This window comes from Streptomyces fulvoviolaceus, from assembly GCF_000718165.1.
GTDB lineage: Bacteria > Actinomycetota > Actinomycetes > Streptomycetales > Streptomycetaceae > Streptomyces > Streptomyces fulvoviolaceus.
Window position 1 is genome coordinate 197,553 of the sequence record NZ_JOEY01000001.1, and the last position, 17,269, is coordinate 214,821.

Genomic DNA, 17,269 nt, shown 5'->3' on the forward strand with positions numbered 1-17,269 from the left:
TCCCCCGTACGCCGACCGCCGCCCCGCGGTCGTGCGGGGCGGCGGTCAGCGTATGCGACGAGTGATCGTTACTTCGCCGAGGGGCTCGGTGAGAGCTTCGCGCCCTTCTTCAGGAAGCCCATGTCCTCGTAGACGGGGGTCTGGAAGCCGAAGGCGCCGGCGTTGACGACGCTCTTTCGCGCGGCCGTCAGCTGGGGGCGCTGATAGAGCGGGATGGATCCGGCCGCGGCCCAGATGCGGGAGTCGGCCTTGCGGATCAGGTCGCGGCTCTCCTCGTCGTTCAGCGTGGCTACGGCCTGGTCGAAGAGCTGGTCGACCTGATCCGTGCCGACGCGGGTGTAGTTCTGCTCGACGTTCAGGGAGCCGTCGGCGGCCGGGACCGGCTTGGCGAAGATGGGGCGGGCGTCGGTCGCGGGGAAGGCGGAGGCGGGCCAGGAGTAGAGCGCGAGGTCGTACTGGCCGGACGCGATGTGGTCCTTGAAGTAGCTCTCGTCGGCGACCTTGGAGATCTCGGTGCGGATGCCGACCTTCTGCAGCATGCCCGTGATCCGGTCGGCCACCGAGCGCAGGGTCTCCGAGCCCGGTCCCGTCGGCAGCACGAAGCGGAGCGTGAGCGGCTTGCCGTTCTTGGCGAGCACGCCTGCCGCGGCGCCCGCCGGGGCAGCGGTGCCCTTCGGTGCGGCGGTGCCCTTCGGTGCGTAGGCGCCGGGCGCACCGCCCTGCTTCAGCTTGTTGGCGTACTGCTTGCCGTCCTGCGCGAGGTGCTTGGGGGTGTCGCCGCTCTTCTTGTGGTGGTCCTTCTTCTTCTCCCGGTCAGCCTCGCGCACCGCCTTTTCGCCGGCCTTGTCGTCCTCGCCGACGATGTACGTCCCGTCGTCCCCGCCGTCGGACTCCTCGCCTGCCTCAGCTTTCTTCCCCTTGGCTCCGGCCGCCTTCTCGCCCTTCTTCTCCTTCTTGAGCGGACCGCCGAGCACCCACCCGGCGTCCGCGAGGAGGGCCTGCGCCTCCGCGGTGTCCTGGCCGCCGAGCGCGCCGCTGTTGTCGGCGTAGGCGGCCTGGCCGGAGAGCGCGAGGTGGCTGCCGACGGGAATGGCGGGCAGCCCGAGCGGTGCGAGGACGACCTTCGCGAGGGCGGTCCGGTCGAGGGCGCGGGCCACGGCCCGGCGGACCCGCTCGTCGGCGAGCGGACCGTCGGCGCCGTTGAGGGCGAGCTGGGTGTAGGCGGGCTCCAGGGAGCGGCGGACCTCGAAGCCCTCGAGGGCCTGCTGCTGGCGCTCGTACCTGGCGATCGCCTTGCCCTGCTTCTTGCGCGCGCTGATCTCCTCGTCGGCGGCTTTCTCGTCGGAGCCGTTGGCGACGGCCCAGGAGCGCAGGGAGTCGGCGGCGGTGAGGTCGGCGCCGGGGCCGAGGGCCCGCTGTCCGGGCGGGCCCTGGAGCGGCGCGGCGGCCTTGTCCTTGGCCGCGGCGCGGGCGGCGAGCGTGATGCGCCCGACGGCCTCGGGGTCGATCTCGGCCAGGTCGATCTTCCCGGTGGCCAGCGCGGCGGCCCGCTCGTCGCGCGGTACGGCGCGCAGCACGATCTCGGACAGCTTGGCGGGATGACCCCACCAGCGCGGGTTGCGGGTGAGGGTGACCTCGTCGTCCTTGCGGTCGATCTTCTTCAGCGCGAAGGGACCGGCGGTGACCTTGAGCTTCTTGCGCGCCCCGTCGTTGAAGGAGTCCGGGGTGCCCATGACGTCCTTCGGGTACAGCGGCGAGAACAGCGACTGCCAGTCGGCGTACGGCCGCTCGAAGGTGACCTTGACCTCCAGGTCGTTCGCCCCGCGCTCGATCTTCTCGATGCGGTCGTACCCGGCGTTGCGCGCGGTCCAGTACGCGGTGTCCTTGCCGGACAGGGCGCGCCACTGGGCGGCGAAGTCGGCGGCGCCGATCTCCCGGCCGTCGCTCCACACGGCCTGCTGGTTCAGCTTGTACAGCACGACCTGCTTCGGCTCGGTCTCGACGACCTTCGCCTTCTCCAGGTAGTCGGGGTTGACCTGCGGCCGGCCGTTCGCGTCGAGCCGGTACATCGACGGCAGTACGGCCTGGGCGACCCGGGTGGTGGCAGCGTCGGCGTCCGACTGGAACGTGTTCAGCGTCTCCGGTACGGCATCCACCGCCCAGCGCAGCGTCCCGCCCTCGGCGACCAGGGGGCGGGCGGCCGGTGCGATGTCCTGGCCGGCGAGAGGCTTGCCCGCCTGGTCCTCGGAGCTGCAGCCGGCGAGCGCGGGCACCGTGAGCGCGCCCGCGGTGAGGAAGGCGACCGAGCGCATGACCGCGCGCAGTCCGACGCCGTCGTTGGACATCTCTGCTTACCTCCGGGAGCCGCGGGCGTTATGATCACTTTTGGCGGTATATGGAGCTGATCACATGTATGCGGCCACTGAAGAGGAAAGGGTTCGGCAACGGACGGCGACACGGCGACAACAGCCGGGAACGCCACCCGTGCGGCGCAACGCACCGCGGGATGCACCCACGCGCCTCGGCCAATCGGTGCACGTCCCTTCCCACCGACAGGTGTGACGCGCAACACTCGCAGGCGCATGAACGTTGCCAACCCAAGGCCGCACGGCCGATGGAAGTGAGGTACGTCATGTCCGTGCACGACGAACTGACGTCAGTCCAGCGTTGCCTCGACGATCTGGCCCGGTCGGTCGGACGTCTGGAGCAGCAGATCGGCAGCGGCGGGCTGGACATGCGCCGCGTCCGCGCAGACGCCGATCACCTGCGCGAGAGCGTCGCGCTGCTGCGCGAGGCGGCCGCCACGCCGACCTCGCAGCGGCGCCCCGACCTCGTCACCATCCCCGACACCCCGTACGACGACTCACTGTGGATCGACTCGGACGACGAGGGACTCGGCGCCCGGGACCGGCACGCCCCCTGACCCGACCGGAGTCCCCCCTTGGCCACTGGTACGGAACCTCCAGCCACAGACCCCCATAAGCTCCGCGGCGGCGTACGCACCGGTACGCGCGCCGCGATCGACGCCCCGCACCTGCGCACCGACCGCTGGTGGCTGGCCCCCGCCGCCACGGCCGCCGGTCTGCTCGCGTTCATCGTGTACTCGACCTGGCGGGCGTTCGCGAACGCCTACTACTACGCGGCGCCGTACGTCTCGCCCTTCTACTCCCCCTGTCTGGCGGACAGCTGCGAGCCGATGCGCCACGGCCCCAACTGGGACCTCTTCGGCGGCTGGTGGGGCATCTCCCCCGCGATCATCATCCTGATCTTCCCGCTCGGCTTCCGCCTGACCTGCTACTACTACCGCAAGGCCTACTACCGGGGCTTCTGGGCGTCCCCGCCGGCCTGCGCGGTGGCCGAGCCGCACAAGAAGTACTCGGGCGAGACCCGCTTCCCGCTGGTGCTGCAGAACATCCACCGGTACTTCTTCTACGCCGCGATCGCCGTCGCCGGGATCCTGACCTACGACACCGTGCTCGCCTTCCGCGACGAGCACTACGCGTGGGGCCACATGGGCCTCGGCACCCTCGTGTTCCTGGTCAACATCGCGCTGATCTGGGCGTACACCGTCTCCTGCCACTCGTGCCGGCACATCGTCGGCGGCAAGCTCAAGCACTTCTCCAAGCATCCCGTGCGTTACAGGGCATGGCAGTTCGTAGGCAAGCTGAACGCCCGTCACATGCAGCTGGCCTGGGCGTCGTTGGTGAGCGTGGCGCTCGCCGACTTCTACGTGTTCCTGGTCGCCTCCGGCGCTTTCGACGATCCGAGGTTCTTCTGATGTCCGTGGTCGACCGACAGGAGTGGGACGTCGTCGTGGTCGGCGCGGGAGGCGCCGGGCTGCGCGCCGCCATCGAGGCACGCGAGCGCGGTGCCCGTACGGCCGTGATCTGCAAGTCGCTGTTCGGCAAGGCGCACACGGTGATGGCCGAGGGCGGCATCGCGGCGGCGATGGCCAATGCCAACGAGCACGACAACTGGCAGGTCCACTTCCGCGACACCATGCGCGGCGGCAAGTTCCTGAACCAGTGGCGGATGGCCGAACTGCACGCGCAGGAGGCCCCGGACCGGGTCTGGGAGCTGGAGACCTGGGGCGCCCTCTTCGACCGTACGAAGGACGGCCGGATCTCGCAGCGCAACTTCGGCGGCCACGAGTACCCGCGCCTCGCGCACGTCGGCGACCGCACGGGTCTCGAACTCATCCGCACGCTCCAGCAGAAGATCGTGTCGTTGCAGCAGGAGGACTTCAAGGAGACCGGCGACTACGAGTCCCGGCTGAAGGTGTACCAGGAGTGCACGGTCACCCGGGTCCTGAAGGACGGGCGCCGGGTCTCCGGTGTCTTCGCCTACGACCGGGAGACCGGCCGTTTCCTCGTCCTCGAAGCGCCCGCCGTCGTGATCGCGACGGGCGGCATCGGCAAGTCCTTCAAGGTGACGTCGAACTCGTGGGAGTACACGGGCGACGGCCACGCGCTGGCGCTGCTGGCCGGAGCGCCCCTGCTGAACATGGAGTTCGTGCAGTTCCACCCGACGGGCATGATCTGGCCGCCGTCGGTCAAGGGCCTCCTGGTGACCGAGTCCGTGCGCGGTGACGGCGGGGTGCTCAGGAACTCCGAGGGCAAGCGGTTCATGTTCGACTACGTCCCCGACGTCTTCAAGGAGAAGTACGCCGAGTCCGAGGAGGAGGGCGACCGCTGGTACGAGGACCCCGACAACAACCGGCGCCCGCCCGAGCTGCTCCCCCGCGACGAGGTCGCCCGCGCGATCAACTCCGAGGTGAAGGCGGGCCGCGGCTCCCCGCACGGCGGCGTCTTCCTGGACGTGTCGACCCGGATGCCCGCTGAGGTCATCAAGCGCCGACTGCCGTCCATGTACCACCAGTTCAAGGAACTGGCCGACGTCGACATCACCGCCGAGCCGATGGAGGTCGGGCCGACCTGTCACTACGTGATGGGCGGCATCGCGGTCGAGTCCGACACTGCGGCGGCCCGCGGGGTGCCGGGGCTGTTCGCGGCCGGCGAGGTCGCGGGCGGTATGCACGGCTCGAACCGCCTCGGCGGGAACTCACTGTCCGACCTGCTGGTGTTCGGGCGCCGGGCGGGCTGGCACGCGGCCGAGTACGCGACGGGCCTCGCGGCGGACCGCCCGCCCGTGGACGACGTCCAGGTCGACACGGCCGCGGCGGAGGCGCTACGCCCCTTCTCCGCCGAGGGACCGGCGCCGGGAGAGCCAAAGGAGGCAGACGGACGCCCGCCCGAGAACCCGTACACCCTCCACCAGGAACTCCAGCAGGCCATGAACGACCTCGTCGGCATCATCCGCCGCGAGGCCGAGATGGAGCAGGCGCTGGAGAAGCTGGCCGATCTGCGGGTACGGGCCCGGCGGGCCGGGGTCGAGGGGCACCGGCAGTTCAACCCCGGCTGGCACCTCGCGCTGGACCTCAGGAACATGCTCCTGGTCAGCGAGTGCGTGGCCCGGGCCGCGCTGGAGCGCACCGAGTCGCGCGGCGGCCACACCCGCGAGGACCATCCGGGGATGGACCGCAAGTGGCGCCGTATCAACCTGCTGTGCGGGCTCACCGACCCGACGGGCGGGTTGGCGGCCACGGACCCGGTCCACGGCCAGATCGACCTCGTACGAGAGACCACCGAACCCGTCCGCGCCGACCTGCTCGCCCTCTTCGACAAGGAGGAGCTGGTCAAGTACCTCGCCGAAGAGGAGCTGTACGAATGAGCGGCTACACGGCCCACTTCAAGGTGTGGCGGGGCGATGTGAAGGGCGGTGACCTGGAGGACTTCAAGGTCGAGGTCAACGACGGCGAGGTGGTGCTGGACATCATCCACCGCCTCCAGGCCACCCAGGCACCCGATCTGGCGGTGCGCTGGAACTGCAAGGCGGGCAAGTGCGGTTCGTGCTCCGCCGAGATCAACGGGCGGCCCCGGCTGATGTGCATGACCCGGATGTCGGTGTTCACCCGCGAGGAGACGATCACCGTCACACCGCTGCGGGCCTTCCCGGTCGTACGGGACCTGGTGACGGACGTCGGCTTCAACTACACCAAGGCGCGCGAGGTTCCGGCGTTCGTGCCGCCGTCCGATCTGGGTCCCGGTGAGTACCGGATGATGCAGGAGGACGTGGACCGTTCGCAGGAGTTCCGCAAGTGCATCGAGTGCTTCCTGTGCCAGGACACCTGCCATGTGGTCCGCGACCACGAGGAGAACAAGACGGCCTTCGCCGGGCCGCGCTTCCTGATGCGGGTGGCCGAGCTGGACATGCACCCCCTGGACGCGGCCGCCGAGGACGGACTCGACCGCAAGAAGACCGCCCAGGACGAGCACGGGCTCGGCTACTGCAACATCACCAAGTGCTGCACGGAGGTCTGCCCCGAGGGCATCAAGATCACGGACAATGCGCTGATTCCCTTGAAGGAAAGGGCTGTTGACCGCAAGTACGACCCGATCGTGTGGCTGGGGAACAAGATCATGCGGCGGTCGTCGTCAGGCTGAGGCGGCCCTCAGGTACCCCGAGTGCGCCACCTGGCCGAGGAAGGTGAACCGGGTGTTCCCGGCCATGTGCTTCTCGAACGCCTCCTTGATGCCAGGCCACTTGGGGTGCCCGAAATCGTCGAGTACGACGACGCCGCCGGGCGCGACGATCTGCTCGGCCCACTCCAGGTCGGCGGCGACACCGGCGGCGGAGTGGTCGCCGTCGACGATGATCACGCCGTAGGAGCGGTCGGAGACCAGGGCACGCACCTCGGGGTCCTCGGAGAAGCCCTGCTGGATCCGGGCGGCGGCACCGGCCGCTCCCACGAGCGCCAGATTGGTGCGTACGGCCGCGCCGTTCACCGGGGTGCCGGAGGCGTCGTTGCCCATGGTGGTGCCGGGCTGGAGCTGCGTGCCGGCGAGCGGGTCGACGATGGTCAGGCTCGGCGCACGCCCCGCCCGCTCCATCATCCGGATCAGCGCGGCCCCGAACATCCCGTACAGGGTGCCGATCTCGAGGATCTCGTCGTTCGGCGGGTCGAGCAGCGGTACGGCGGAGAGCTTGCCCACGATGTTCATCGTGCCGCCCGCGATCCGGCCGACGCCGAGCGCCTCCATCGCGATGAGCAGCCGGAACGCCTGGGCCACATTGCGCTCGGCCGCATCCCTGTCCCGGCCGGTCGCCTCCGCCAACTCCGTGATCGTGCGGGTGAGATGAGGAGCCGACGGCAGCCGTGACGCACCGCGCCCGGTTCCGTCGAAGAACAGTTCAAGCGGCCGCTGGCGGTTGCGCAGCTTCTTCAGCTCCTGCTGCGACACGTCGGCGCGGGCGGATTCCCCGAGGACGCGGCGGACCTGGCGCTCCACGCGCTGGTCGATGAGTTCGGCGATCGGGCGCAGGGCGCGCCGGGCCACCTTGCTGGTGAGTAACGCTCGCATGGGTGTGTGACCCTCACAGGGATAGGCGAAGTAGTGGACGCTAGGGGGCTCACAGCGCGTCCACAACAAACGGGGGCCCTCGCAAGGGGAAAGCGAGCATGACGTCTGGGCGAGGGGAGGGTTACGCCGTCGGCGCGTCCCGGCCCGGGCGCTGGGCCAGGTACTGCACGTACAGGCCCGCGAAGGTCACGGCCAGGCCGGCCACCGCGAACGAGGCGTAGTGACCGTCGGGTGCCCCGAACGGGCCGAGGAACATGAACACCCCGGTCCCGGCCGTGGAGACCAGCGTGCCGTACCCCCACACCCGGGGCCGGAGGATCTTGGCGCGCCCCGGTCCCGGGAGGATCCAGCCGGTGATGATCGCGAGCGCACTGAACACCACTCCGGTCGTCACCACCAGTACGCCCGCTATGACCAGCTCCTTGTGCATGCCGGTCATCGTTCCACCAGATCCAGCACACACAAGAGATTCGACTCGGCGATGGCCCGCATCGGACCCGGCCGTGGGAAATCGCCGTCGAGGAGGCGGAGGGGGCCCGCGACGAGGCTGAGGTGCATCGCCAGCCGGTAGAGGCGGAGGCGGTTCTCGTCCAGGCCCGGGACGCGGAGGGCGTCGTAGCGCGGGCCGAAGCGGATTCTCAGGAAGACATGCTCCCACTCCACGTCGAAGTACAGCAGGCCTTCGATGTCGATGAGGGCGGGGTTGCCGTCGGCGTCCAACAGGACGTGGTCCGGGCCGAGTTCGCCGTGGATGAGGGCGTAGGGGCGGGTGCGGGGCCGGACCGCGGCGGCCAGCTCCCGCACCCCGGCCGCCAGTTCGTCCTCCACAGCGGCGATCCGCGCGTCCCGTCCAGCGGCCTCCGCGAGGTCACGCAGGGCGCCGTCGGCGACGCGCTGTTCGCAGGAACTCGCCGACGAGGCACCGCCGTTGTCGATCAGGGCGACCTTGCCGAAGGTCGGGCCTTCGTGGGCGTGGAGGGTCGCGAGCTGGGCGGCCAGGCGTTCCAGGACGGCGCGGCCGGCGACCGGGTCCCGTTCCAGTGCCTCCTCCAGACTGCCGCCCGTCATGTCCTCCACGACCACCGCCTCAGCCGGGAGGTGCGTATGCGTGGGGTCGGCGTGCAGAAGCCGGGGCGTGCGGACGCCGGCCGCGGTCAGGCGGTGGTGCGCCGCGGTGAACAGATCGAAGCCGGTTCCGTGGGAGAAGGGGTCTCGGTGATCGGGCGCCCCCGCGTCCCAGTAGTCCTCGTCGGCGGACCAGACGTAGGCGATGGCCGTGGTGTCGTCGTCGAAGGTGAGGCGGTAGGCGCCCTTCTTGGAGCCGCCGCGGAGGCGGGTGGTGGAGGCGAGGATGCGCCGGGGGCCCACGGCGGCTTTGGCGAAAGGGGCCAGGTCGTCGCGGGTGAGGAGCCTGCGGGTGGCGGTCATTCGGCAGATCGTCGCAGCCCGGTCGGCCTGCCGCAGGTGGTTTTCAGCGCCCTCGGTGCACCCAGTCCTTCTCGTACGCCGTCCAGTCCGCCTCCGTCGCCGCGAAGTCGACGTACAGGGCGACGCCGAAGTTCTCGCGGTCCGCGTCCGTGCGGGACAGGCCCAGACGGACGCCCCGGACGGCGGCGGGGACCGTCTCGGCGGCCGCGCGGTGGCCGAGCTTGGTCTCGTGGAAGAAGGGCAGGCCCATCAACAGGTCGGTCGAGGGCGGGGTCACTTCGAGGGCGAGCGAGGTCTGCTGGGCGACGTAGCCGCCGTACAGGCTCTGCAGGGGCATGGCCGTGTCGTACGACATCACGGCGATCTGGTCGACGCGGCGCGCGACCTGCCCGAAGAACTCCTGCGACCACCACTTGGGGTGGCCCGTGAGCGCGCCCGCGACGGAGTGGAGCGCGGGGAGCGGGTCGATCTGGTGGGCCGCGACCGAGAGGGGGACGTCGGCGGCCTCGGTGACCTTGTGCAGGGCGTCGAGGAGGGAGAGGTAGTTCTTGTCGCCGGAGTGGAGCGGCTCGAGGTCGAAGTGGGCGCCGTCGAAGCCGGTGGCGAGGATCTCGCGGGTGGACTGAACGACGGCGGTGCGGGCCGCCGCGTCGGCGAGGTGCAGGCCGTCGGGGGTCTCGGTGGCCAGGTTGTCGCCGAGCCAGGCCTGGACCCGGATGCCGCGCGGTGTACGGCCGATATGAGCCAACGGGCCCTGGGGTACGCCGACTTGGGGAGCGTGCCGTCGTGTTCCAGGGGGCCCGCGTGGACGTAGAGGTCTCGGATGCCGGTGTCCTGCAGGCGGCGGGCGAGGGCGGTGACGTCCGCGTCGGTCTTCCGGCCGTCGACCCAGGCGTGACCGAGCCAGATCGCGTCCTTGTTCCGGGTGTACGTCCCTTCCGCGGGGTCGCCGGCGTAGTTGACGCGGAGGGCGATGCCGGCGGCGAGGAGCGGTAGAAGGAGGACCAGCACGAGGGCGAGCGCCGTGCGGCGGGCTCTGCGGGGCCATTTTTTCGTTTTCCCACCCGCACCGCCCGTACCGCTTTCGCCGTCGGGTACGGGTGGCTCCGGTGGGGGCCCGTCTCCGTCGGCGGCTTCCGGGTCGGTGGGTCGCGGCGCGTCGGGCTCCTGTCCCTGCCCCGCAGCAGCGGGCTCCGCGCCCGTCCCCGTACCCCCTGCACGTTCATGTTCCATCACGTGTCCCCCTCCCCTGTCCGCCTACCCCGCCCACCCCACCCCGGTCGCGCCGTCGCATTCCTGCTCATACGCTCCGAAATGTGACGTCATCCTTGATCCGGGGCCGGCCGCGGCGTGGCCGCTCGCACATATCCGTGCGGGTGGCGCATGTCGTGGTGGGTGGGGTGGTCGGGGCCGTGTGGCTGGTGTTGCCGTGCAGGACGATCACAAACGACGCCCCGGTTGCAGGGACGCATGCCGGGCCGGTCGCGAGTGCCGCCGCGCCGGAGGAGGAGGGGACGTCCGCCGCCGACCTCGTGCTGCCGCTCGTCGCGGTGGGGGCGGTGGGGGCGCTCGCGGGGTACGGGTACGTGCGGCGCACCCGGCGGGCTCGGACCCGTACGACTCCCGGCGTCGGCCCTGTCGCACCGGCTACCGCCGCCCCACCCGCCGAGCACGACGACCTCGCCCGCGCCCTGCTCGTCGAGGCCGACGACTGCGTCCGTACCAGCCGCGAGGAACTCGGCTTCGCCGAGGCCCGGTTCGGGGCGGCGGCCGTCGAGACCTTCGTGCGGGCCCTGCGGGACGCGGAGGGCGAGCTGTCCGCCGCCTTTCGGATACGGAAGCAGTACGACGACGGGGTTCCGGAGGACGAGGCGTCCCGGCGGCATGTGCTCGCCGGGATCGTCGGGCGGTGCGAGGAGGCCGGGCGGCGGCTGGACGCGGAGGCGGCCGCGTTCGACCAACTGCGGGCCCTGGAACGCGCGATCGGCGAGGCGCTGACGGTCGCGGAGACACGGTTCCGGGAGCTCGCCGGGCGTACCGCGGCCGTAGAGGCGCCCCTCGCGGACCTCGGCCGGCGGTACGCGCCCTCCGCCACCGCCCCGGTCACGGGATACGTCGAACAGGCCAAGGACCGCCTCGTGTTCACCACCCTCCGCCTCAACCAGGCCCGCCAGGCCACCGACCTCGGCGACCACGAACGCGCCGCCCGCCACCTGCGCGCCGCCGAGGGCGCCGTCGACCAGGCCGCGATCCTCCTGACCGCCGTCGACCGCCTCACCGGGGAGCTGGCGACGGCCGCGAGCCTGGTGCCGGCCGCGTTGACGGGCGCGGAGGCGGAGCTGGCGGGGGTGCGAGGGGTGCTGCCGGACATCGGGGAGTGGGAGCAGCCGGCGGGTGCGGTGCCGGAGGCCGGGGCGGATGCGATCGCGAGCGGGAGCAGGGCGGCGGACGCGGCCGAGGCGCTGGAACCGGCCCCGCGGCCGGAGCTCCCGGACGCCCTCCTGGGCATCCCCGTCGGCGAGCTCCGGTCGCGGTGCCTCCACGCCGACGCCGTGCTGGCCGTCGTACGGCAGGAACTGACCGGCGGGCAGCCGTACGACCCACTGGACGTCCTGCGCCGGATCGTGGGGGCCCTCGCACCGGTCGCCACCGGTCGGGCCGGGGTCCTCCCGGCGGTCGCGCGGCTCACCGCGCGCAGCGCCACCGCCGCCGCGGACGGCTTCGTCGCCACGCACCGGGGCGGGGTGGGCGCAGAGGCCCGCATCCAACTCGCGGCGGCCGCACAGGAGCGGACCGAAGCCGCGACCCTCACCCAGCTGGTGCACATCGACGCCCTGGCCCGGCAGGCCCACGAACTCGCCGAACAGGACGTACGGGTGCACGGCAATCCGCTCGCCGGCGCCGCCGAGCACGAGAGCGGGGCCGCCGGGGCCGTCCTCGGCGGGGTCCTGCTGGGCGGCGAGCCGGACGGCGGGGCGCCCGCGAGCTTCGGCGGGCCAGGCACCCGGGCCAGACGCGGGGCCCCTCCCGTCTGACCTCCCGACGCAGAGGCAGCGGCATCCCTGCCGACTCGCCACCCATCGGCCCGGCAGCCGCCGCCGGCGACGAGCCCCAGGGGCCACCCGCCCGGACTCGACCACGAGAGCAGCGCGGGTGGTGCGGGTGGTGCGGGTGGTGCGGGTGGGAGGACGAAACCCCTAGAACAGGCTCAGCAACGCCTCCGCCGGATCCGCCAGCCCGTTCTCCCCGTCGGGGAGCGGGAGTTCGAACCACACCGTCTTGCCGCGGGGTGTGCGCCGGGAGCCCCAGGCCGCGCTGAGCAGGCCGACCAGCTGGAGGCCCCGGCCGCCCTCGTCCGTGTCGCGGGCGCGACGGCGGCGCGGTTGGACGAGACCGGAGTCCCAGACCTCGCAGACCAGCGTGCGGTCCAGGAGGAGGCGCAGTCTGATGTCGCCCTCGCCGTACCGCAGGGCGTTCGTGACCAGCTCGCTGACCAGCAGTTCCGTCGTGTCGACCAGGGGTTCCAGGTCCCAGCTGATGAGCTGGCCGCGGGCGTACTCCCGCGCCTTGCCCACGCTGCGCGGCTCGCGCGGCAGCGTCCAGTCGCCGACGGAGTTGGCCGGCAGGCCCTGGACACGTGCCATCAACAGCGCGATGTCGTCCTCGCCATGATGGGTGTCGAGGGTGTTCAGGACGTGGTCGCAGACGTCCTCCAAGGGGCTGGAGGGGTCCGTCAGTGCCCCCACGAAGGCCTGGAGGCCCTCGTCCAGGGGGTGATCGCGGCTTTCGACCAGTCCATCCGTGTAGAGCGCGAGCAGGGCGCCTTCGGGTAGTTCGACCTCCACCTCCTCGAAGGGCTCCCCGCCCACGCCGAGCGGCATGCCCGGCGGGACGTCCAGCATCAGCGCCGCCTCGCCGGGTTCGACCAGCACCGGGGGCAGATGCCCGGCGTTGGCGAAGGTGCATCTGCGGGTCACCGAGTCGTAGACCGCGTACACGCAGGTCGCGAGGTACACCTCCGACAGGTCCGCCTCGCGGGGGCGGCGGGCCGCGCGGGTCGCCTGCTGGACGCCGCCGGGGGCGCCGAGGCCGCGGGCGATCTCGTCCAACGCGCTCAGCACTTCGGCCGGTTCGAGGTCCAGGAGCGCCAGTGTTCGTACGGCGGACCTGAGTTCACCCATCGCGACCGCCGCCCGGAGCCCCCGCCCCATGACGTCCCCGACCACCAACGCCGTACGGTGTCCGGGCAGTTCGATCACGTCGAACCAGTCGCCGCCGACCTCGCTGGGCCGGTCGGAGGAGGAGTTGCCGGGCAGGTAGCGGCAGGCGATGTCGAGACCGGAGGCGACCGGGTCGCCCGGGGGCAGCAGGGACCGCTGCAGGATCAACGCCCGCTCGTGCTCGCGCCGGTACAGCCGCGCGTTGTCGATACAGACCGCCGCCCGCGCCGCCAGCTCCACCGCCAGATCCCGGTCCCGGTCCCCGAACGGCTCGCTGCCCTTCGTCCGGGCGAACTGCACGAGGCCTACGACCGTGTCGTGGGCGACCATCGGCACGGCGAGCATGGACTGCACGAGGCCGCCCTCCTCGGCCGGGATGAACAGCGGGCGGGCGGTGCGCAGGGCGTCCGCGCAGGGCGAGTTGAAGGGGAAGTGGTGGACGGCGCCGACCGCCACGGGGTCGCCGGAGCCGGTGAAGGGCGCGTCGGACACCGCACTGGCGAAGGCGACGCGGCGGAGTTCCGCGCTGCCGTCGGCCAGGCCCGGCGGGGTCTCGTCGCCGGCCAGCAGGCCCTGGTAGAGGTCGACCGTCGCCAGGTCGCAGAAGCCGGGGACGACCACGTCGAGGAGTTCGCGGGCCGTGGTCTCCAGGTCGAGGGAGTTGCCGATGCGGGCGCCGGCCTCGTTCAGAAGGGCGAGATTGCGCCGTGCGGAGGCCGCTTCCCGGGCGGCGGCGCGGCGGGCGGTGACGTCGGTCCCGAGCCAGGCGATGCCGATGGGGCGGCCGGAGCCGCTGTGCACGCGGTAGAGGTTGATCGACCAGTGGCGGCGCTCGTCGGATCCCGGCACGAAGCCCGTGACGTGCATGTCCGTGATGGAGTTGCCGGTCTCCAGGACCCGCCGGAGCGTGGCGACGACCCGCTCGGCCTCGGGACGGGGCAGATAGTCGTGGACGCCCATGCCGCGGTGGTCGTCCGGGGTACCGCCGAAAACCGAGGCGAACCGCTCGTTGACACGGCGGACCCGCAGATCGGGGTCGATCAGGATAAAGCCGAAGGGAGATTGGCCGAAAATCGACTGCGAGGCGGCGAGATCGGTCTCGATGCTGCGCAGGGTGCGCACGTCCACGACGATGCAGACTGCGGCCTTGTCGCCCTCCTCGGTCCGCGTCGGCATGACGTAGACCTCGGCGAGGCCCTCGTCGCCGCGCTCCGCCCGGGCCGCCTCGGGCACCCGGAAGGGGACCACACCGGTCCACTCGCGGCCGTCCAGGATCTCCGCCATCTTGCGCTGGCCCTGCTCACGCAGGTCCGGGTCGATGAACGCCTCGATGGGGTCCATGCCGACGGCGTGCTCGGCGGGGATGCCGAAGAGTTGCTCGGCGCGCAGGCTCCACTGGTCGACCAGCCCGTCGGGGCCGATGGAGAAGGACGCGACCTTGATGTAGTCGTAGATGGAGCCGGGCGGACTGCTCTGCCACACGGGGTCACCCGGCGGCACGTCGGTGGAGCGGATTCCCGCCGCGGCATCATCCGCGGCCTCCGCCCTCGCGCCGTCCGACGGGTCCTCCGACTCCGTGGCCTTCGCTGGTATCTCGCTCACGCGAACCGTCCCCTCCAGCTCACCGCGTCCGGCACCGGTCACCGGGGGCGGCTGCCCGCAGTATCCAGCACTACGGCGCCGCACAACACGGTGTTCACGATCACAGCACGATCCCGATGGATTTCGGTCCGTGCCGCGACAACACTTCCAGTCTTCTAACCAGCGGACACCTCGTCGAATCCCGCGTTCCGACAACCGCCACTGGCCTGAACCATTCGCTGGACAGTGCGGATGCGGACGTACAGCGCCCGGGCGGCCGGGAGGCACCTCCGGATCATCCCCACGCTGCTCCGGTTCATCCCGGCACCGCCAGTTCGAACCACACCGTCTTGCCCGCCGCCCCGGGCCGGGTGCCCCAGCGGCGCGAGGAGTGGGCGACCAGTTGCAGGCCGCGGCCGCTCTCGTCCTCGGGCTGGGCGGCGCGCTCGCGGGGTGGGTCGGGGAGCGGGTCGGAGACCTCGACGAGCAGGACGTCGTCCAGGCCCGCGGGGCGCACCAGGCGTACGCCGATGGGACCCGTGGCGTGCCGCAGGGAGTTGGTCACGAGCTCGCTGACCAGCAGCGCCGTGATGTCGGCGAGGCTGTCGAGGTCCCAGTCGCACAGTCGGCCGCGGACGGCCGCGCGGGCGGCGCGTACGGCGCCCGGGTCCGCGGGGAATGACCACTCGGCGCAGTCACCTTCGGTGTCGATCACGCCGATCACATCCCGGGGCCAGCCAGTTCACCCATGTCCGGTTTCATGGGGTTAATGGGCACATACCCGATATCCAGGGCGTAGTACCGCCCGGGGCGGCGCACTGTGGCACGAACGGCGTACGACGTGATCAGCGCGCGCCGGCATCGAGACGCGCGACCACCTCGCGCACGGCGGGCACATCCTGGTCCAGCCAGTCGACGTCCCAGATCTCCTCGGGGGCCAGCCAGCGCAGCTCGTCGTGGTCCTGAAGAGGCTTGGGATCGGCGGAGCCGGGGAGCAGGCGGGCGGTCCACACCCGCAGGACGTACGGCGCCTTCAGGGGCCACTCCCCCGGGATGCGCTCGACGGCCTCGGTCTCGACGCCGAGTTCCTCGCGCAGCTCGCGCACGAGGGCCGCCTCGGGCGTCTCACCCTCCTCGACCTTGCCGCCGGGCAGCTCCCAGCGGCCGGCCAGTTCGGGGGGTGCGCTGCGGCGCGCGGCGAGCAGGCGGCCGCCGTCGAGCAGGGCGGCCCCCACCACCACGATCCGTTCCGTCATGCGCCGGAGCCTACGGGAGCACGACGGGTGTGCAGCAAGGCGGACTCAGTCCGCCGAGCTCGAGCCGTTCGGGCTGATCCGTTCGACCCAGTAGAGCTGCTTGTGTCCACGGCTGTCGAGGCTGTCCGCGATCTTCTGCGCCTCACCCCGGGTCGCATACCGGCCCACTCGGTAGCGATTGCCGTTGTCGTCCTGCCGTATGACGAGCCAGGGAAGAGTGATCGTGCCGTCGTTCATCCCGCCCCACCGCTCCTTCCCGCCCACGGCCTGCGCCGAGCCCCACCCGCTAAGGAAACCGCAATCCGCATATGCCCGAGCCTACGCCCAACCTTTACGCAGCGAACACGGGTTTTCACAAAGAGGTACGCAACCAGCCAGGACGGACCCGCGCCGCAGGGGGCGCGCATCGCTGAACGCGCCCCGGGCACGCGGCGATACGTCCGGTCAGCGGCGTGGTCGGTGCGCCCGCGTCGACCTGCGAGAACGGCCGAATTCGAACGCCGTTCGGAACGGGGGTGGTTGAGGGCTCGCCGGGAACAACTCCCCGAGGGTGTGCGCTACTTCACCGCCGCGCTACTTCACCGGAAGGTGGTACGCGACCCGGTAGCGGTCGGCCGGGACGACCACGTCGGCCGTCTCCACCGGACGACCGGAGGCGTAGTAGGTGCGGTGGACGACCAGGACGACATGGCCGGGGACGCCGCCGAGCGTGTGCAGTTCCTCGGCGAGGCCGGGGCGGGCGCCGACCTCCTCGGTGACGTTGTCCACGACGACGTCGATGGCCGCCATCCGCTCGACGACGCCCATGCCGCCGAGCGGGCCCTCCTCGGGCAGCATCACGGGCGTACGGCCGGTCACCGCGAGGGGCTCCCAGGAGGTGGAGAGCATGATCACCTCGCCGGCGTCCCGGAAGACGTACTTCGTGCACATCACGCGGTCGCCGGGCCGGACGGCGAGCCGCTCGGCGATGGCGACGCTCGCCTCGACCTGCTCGCTGCTGGACTCCCAGGTGCCGCGCGTCTCGCCGTCGGCCTGCTCCTGACGGAAGGGCGTGGCACCGGCGGGCGGACGGAACCCGGAGCGGGCGATACGGCGCGGCACGGGCCGCTCGCGCACATAGGTCCCGGAGCCGGAGCGGCCCTCGACCAGCCCCTCGGCCATCAGCACCTTGCGCGCCTCGAGGGCGACGGTGTCCGAGACGCCGTACTCCTCGCGGATTCTGGCCTGGGACGGGAGGCGGGTGTGCGGTGGCAGCGAACCGTCGACGATCTTCTTGCGGAGATCACCCGCGACACGCAGATACGCCGGCTGCTCACCGAATGTCACTGGCCGCTCCCATCAGGTTGTACAGACAGCTACAGCC

Annotated in this window: 14 protein-coding genes and 1 pseudogene; 5 read left to right on the forward strand and 10 right to left on the reverse strand. The window is 71.5% G+C overall.

What is annotated here, in order from left to right:
• Positions 1-68: 68 nt before the first annotated feature.
• Positions 69-2,345, reverse strand: coding sequence for an ABC transporter family substrate-binding protein (locus IG08_RS0100970; protein WP_030594822.1), 2,277 nt, complete (start codon positions 2,343-2,345; stop codon positions 69-71).
• 287 nt (positions 2,346-2,632) lie between these two features.
• On the opposite strand from IG08_RS0100970, the gene IG08_RS0100975 reads away from it, so the two are divergent.
• Genes IG08_RS0100975 through IG08_RS0100990 form a run of 4 tightly spaced genes read left to right on the forward strand, consistent with a single transcriptional unit; the run spans position 2,633 to position 6,503 of the window.
• On the forward strand, positions 2,633-2,923 hold the full coding sequence (locus tag IG08_RS0100975; RefSeq protein WP_030594826.1) for a hypothetical protein: 291 nt from the start codon (positions 2,633-2,635) through the stop codon (positions 2,921-2,923).
• 18 nt (positions 2,924-2,941) lie between these two features.
• The gene (locus tag IG08_RS0100980; RefSeq protein WP_030594829.1) at positions 2,942-3,778 is read left to right on the forward strand and encodes a hypothetical protein; all 837 of its coding nucleotides are present in this window, start codon (positions 2,942-2,944) and stop codon (positions 3,776-3,778) included.
• Positions 3,778-5,730 (forward strand): fumarate reductase/succinate dehydrogenase flavoprotein subunit, encoded by a 1,953-nt coding sequence (locus IG08_RS0100985; protein WP_030594832.1) that lies wholly within the window; start codon positions 3,778-3,780, stop codon positions 5,728-5,730. Before IG08_RS0100980 ends, IG08_RS0100985 begins: the two co-directional genes overlap by 1 nt.
• Positions 5,727-6,503, forward strand: coding sequence for a succinate dehydrogenase/fumarate reductase iron-sulfur subunit (locus IG08_RS0100990; RefSeq protein WP_030594836.1), 777 nt, complete (start codon positions 5,727-5,729; stop codon positions 6,501-6,503). The genes IG08_RS0100985 and IG08_RS0100990 overlap by 4 nt, the downstream gene beginning before the upstream one ends.
• Here IG08_RS0100990 and IG08_RS0100995 read toward each other — a convergent pair.
• The 4 genes and pseudogenes from IG08_RS0100995 to IG08_RS53820 form a co-directional block, all read right to left on the reverse strand.
• Positions 6,495-7,421, reverse strand: coding sequence for a class I SAM-dependent methyltransferase (locus IG08_RS0100995; protein ID WP_030594839.1), 927 nt, complete (start codon positions 7,419-7,421; stop codon positions 6,495-6,497). The two genes, IG08_RS0100990 and IG08_RS0100995, sit on opposite strands and share 9 nt — an antisense overlap.
• Positions 7,422-7,542: 121 nt before the next feature.
• Entirely contained in the window at positions 7,543-7,860 is a 318-nt protein-coding gene (locus IG08_RS0101000) for a hypothetical protein (RefSeq protein WP_030594841.1), read from the reverse strand.
• Positions 7,857-8,849, reverse strand: coding sequence for a phosphotransferase family protein (locus IG08_RS0101005; RefSeq protein WP_030594843.1), 993 nt, complete (start codon positions 8,847-8,849; stop codon positions 7,857-7,859). The genes IG08_RS0101000 and IG08_RS0101005 overlap by 4 nt, the downstream gene beginning before the upstream one ends.
• A 43-nt stretch (positions 8,850-8,892) precedes the next feature.
• Positions 8,893-10,082, reverse strand: a pseudogene (locus tag IG08_RS53820) (glycoside hydrolase family 18 protein).
• 155 nt (positions 10,083-10,237) lie between these two features.
• Between IG08_RS53820 and IG08_RS0101015 the strand changes: the two are divergent.
• Positions 10,238-11,884, forward strand: coding sequence for a hypothetical protein (locus tag IG08_RS0101015; RefSeq protein ID WP_420823272.1), 1,647 nt, complete (start codon positions 10,238-10,240; stop codon positions 11,882-11,884).
• Between the two features lie 162 nt (positions 11,885-12,046).
• On the opposite strand, the gene IG08_RS0101020 is transcribed toward IG08_RS0101015, so the two are convergent.
• The 5 genes from IG08_RS0101020 to IG08_RS0101040 form a co-directional block, all read right to left on the reverse strand.
• Positions 12,047-14,671, reverse strand: coding sequence for a SpoIIE family protein phosphatase (locus IG08_RS0101020; RefSeq protein ID WP_030594847.1), 2,625 nt, complete (start codon positions 14,669-14,671; stop codon positions 12,047-12,049).
• A 295-nt stretch (positions 14,672-14,966) separates the two neighbouring features.
• The gene (locus IG08_RS0101025) at positions 14,967-15,374 is read right to left on the reverse strand and encodes an ATP-binding protein (RefSeq protein ID WP_030594849.1); all 408 of its coding nucleotides are present in this window, start codon (positions 15,372-15,374) and stop codon (positions 14,967-14,969) included.
• 121 nt (positions 15,375-15,495) lie between these two features.
• Positions 15,496-15,906: a (deoxy)nucleoside triphosphate pyrophosphohydrolase gene (locus IG08_RS0101030; protein WP_030594851.1), complete on the reverse strand. Its 411-nt coding sequence runs from the start codon at positions 15,904-15,906 to the stop codon at positions 15,496-15,498.
• A 45-nt stretch (positions 15,907-15,951) separates the two neighbouring features.
• Complete coding sequence (locus IG08_RS0101035; protein ID WP_030594853.1) at positions 15,952-16,143, reverse strand: SPOR domain-containing protein; 192 nt, start codon at positions 16,141-16,143, stop codon at positions 15,952-15,954.
• Between the two features lie 336 nt (positions 16,144-16,479).
• A complete protein-coding gene (locus IG08_RS0101040) occupies positions 16,480-17,232 on the reverse strand; it encodes a GntR family transcriptional regulator (RefSeq protein ID WP_030594855.1) in 753 nt (250 codons plus the stop codon).
• Positions 17,233-17,269: the final 37 nt, after the last annotated feature.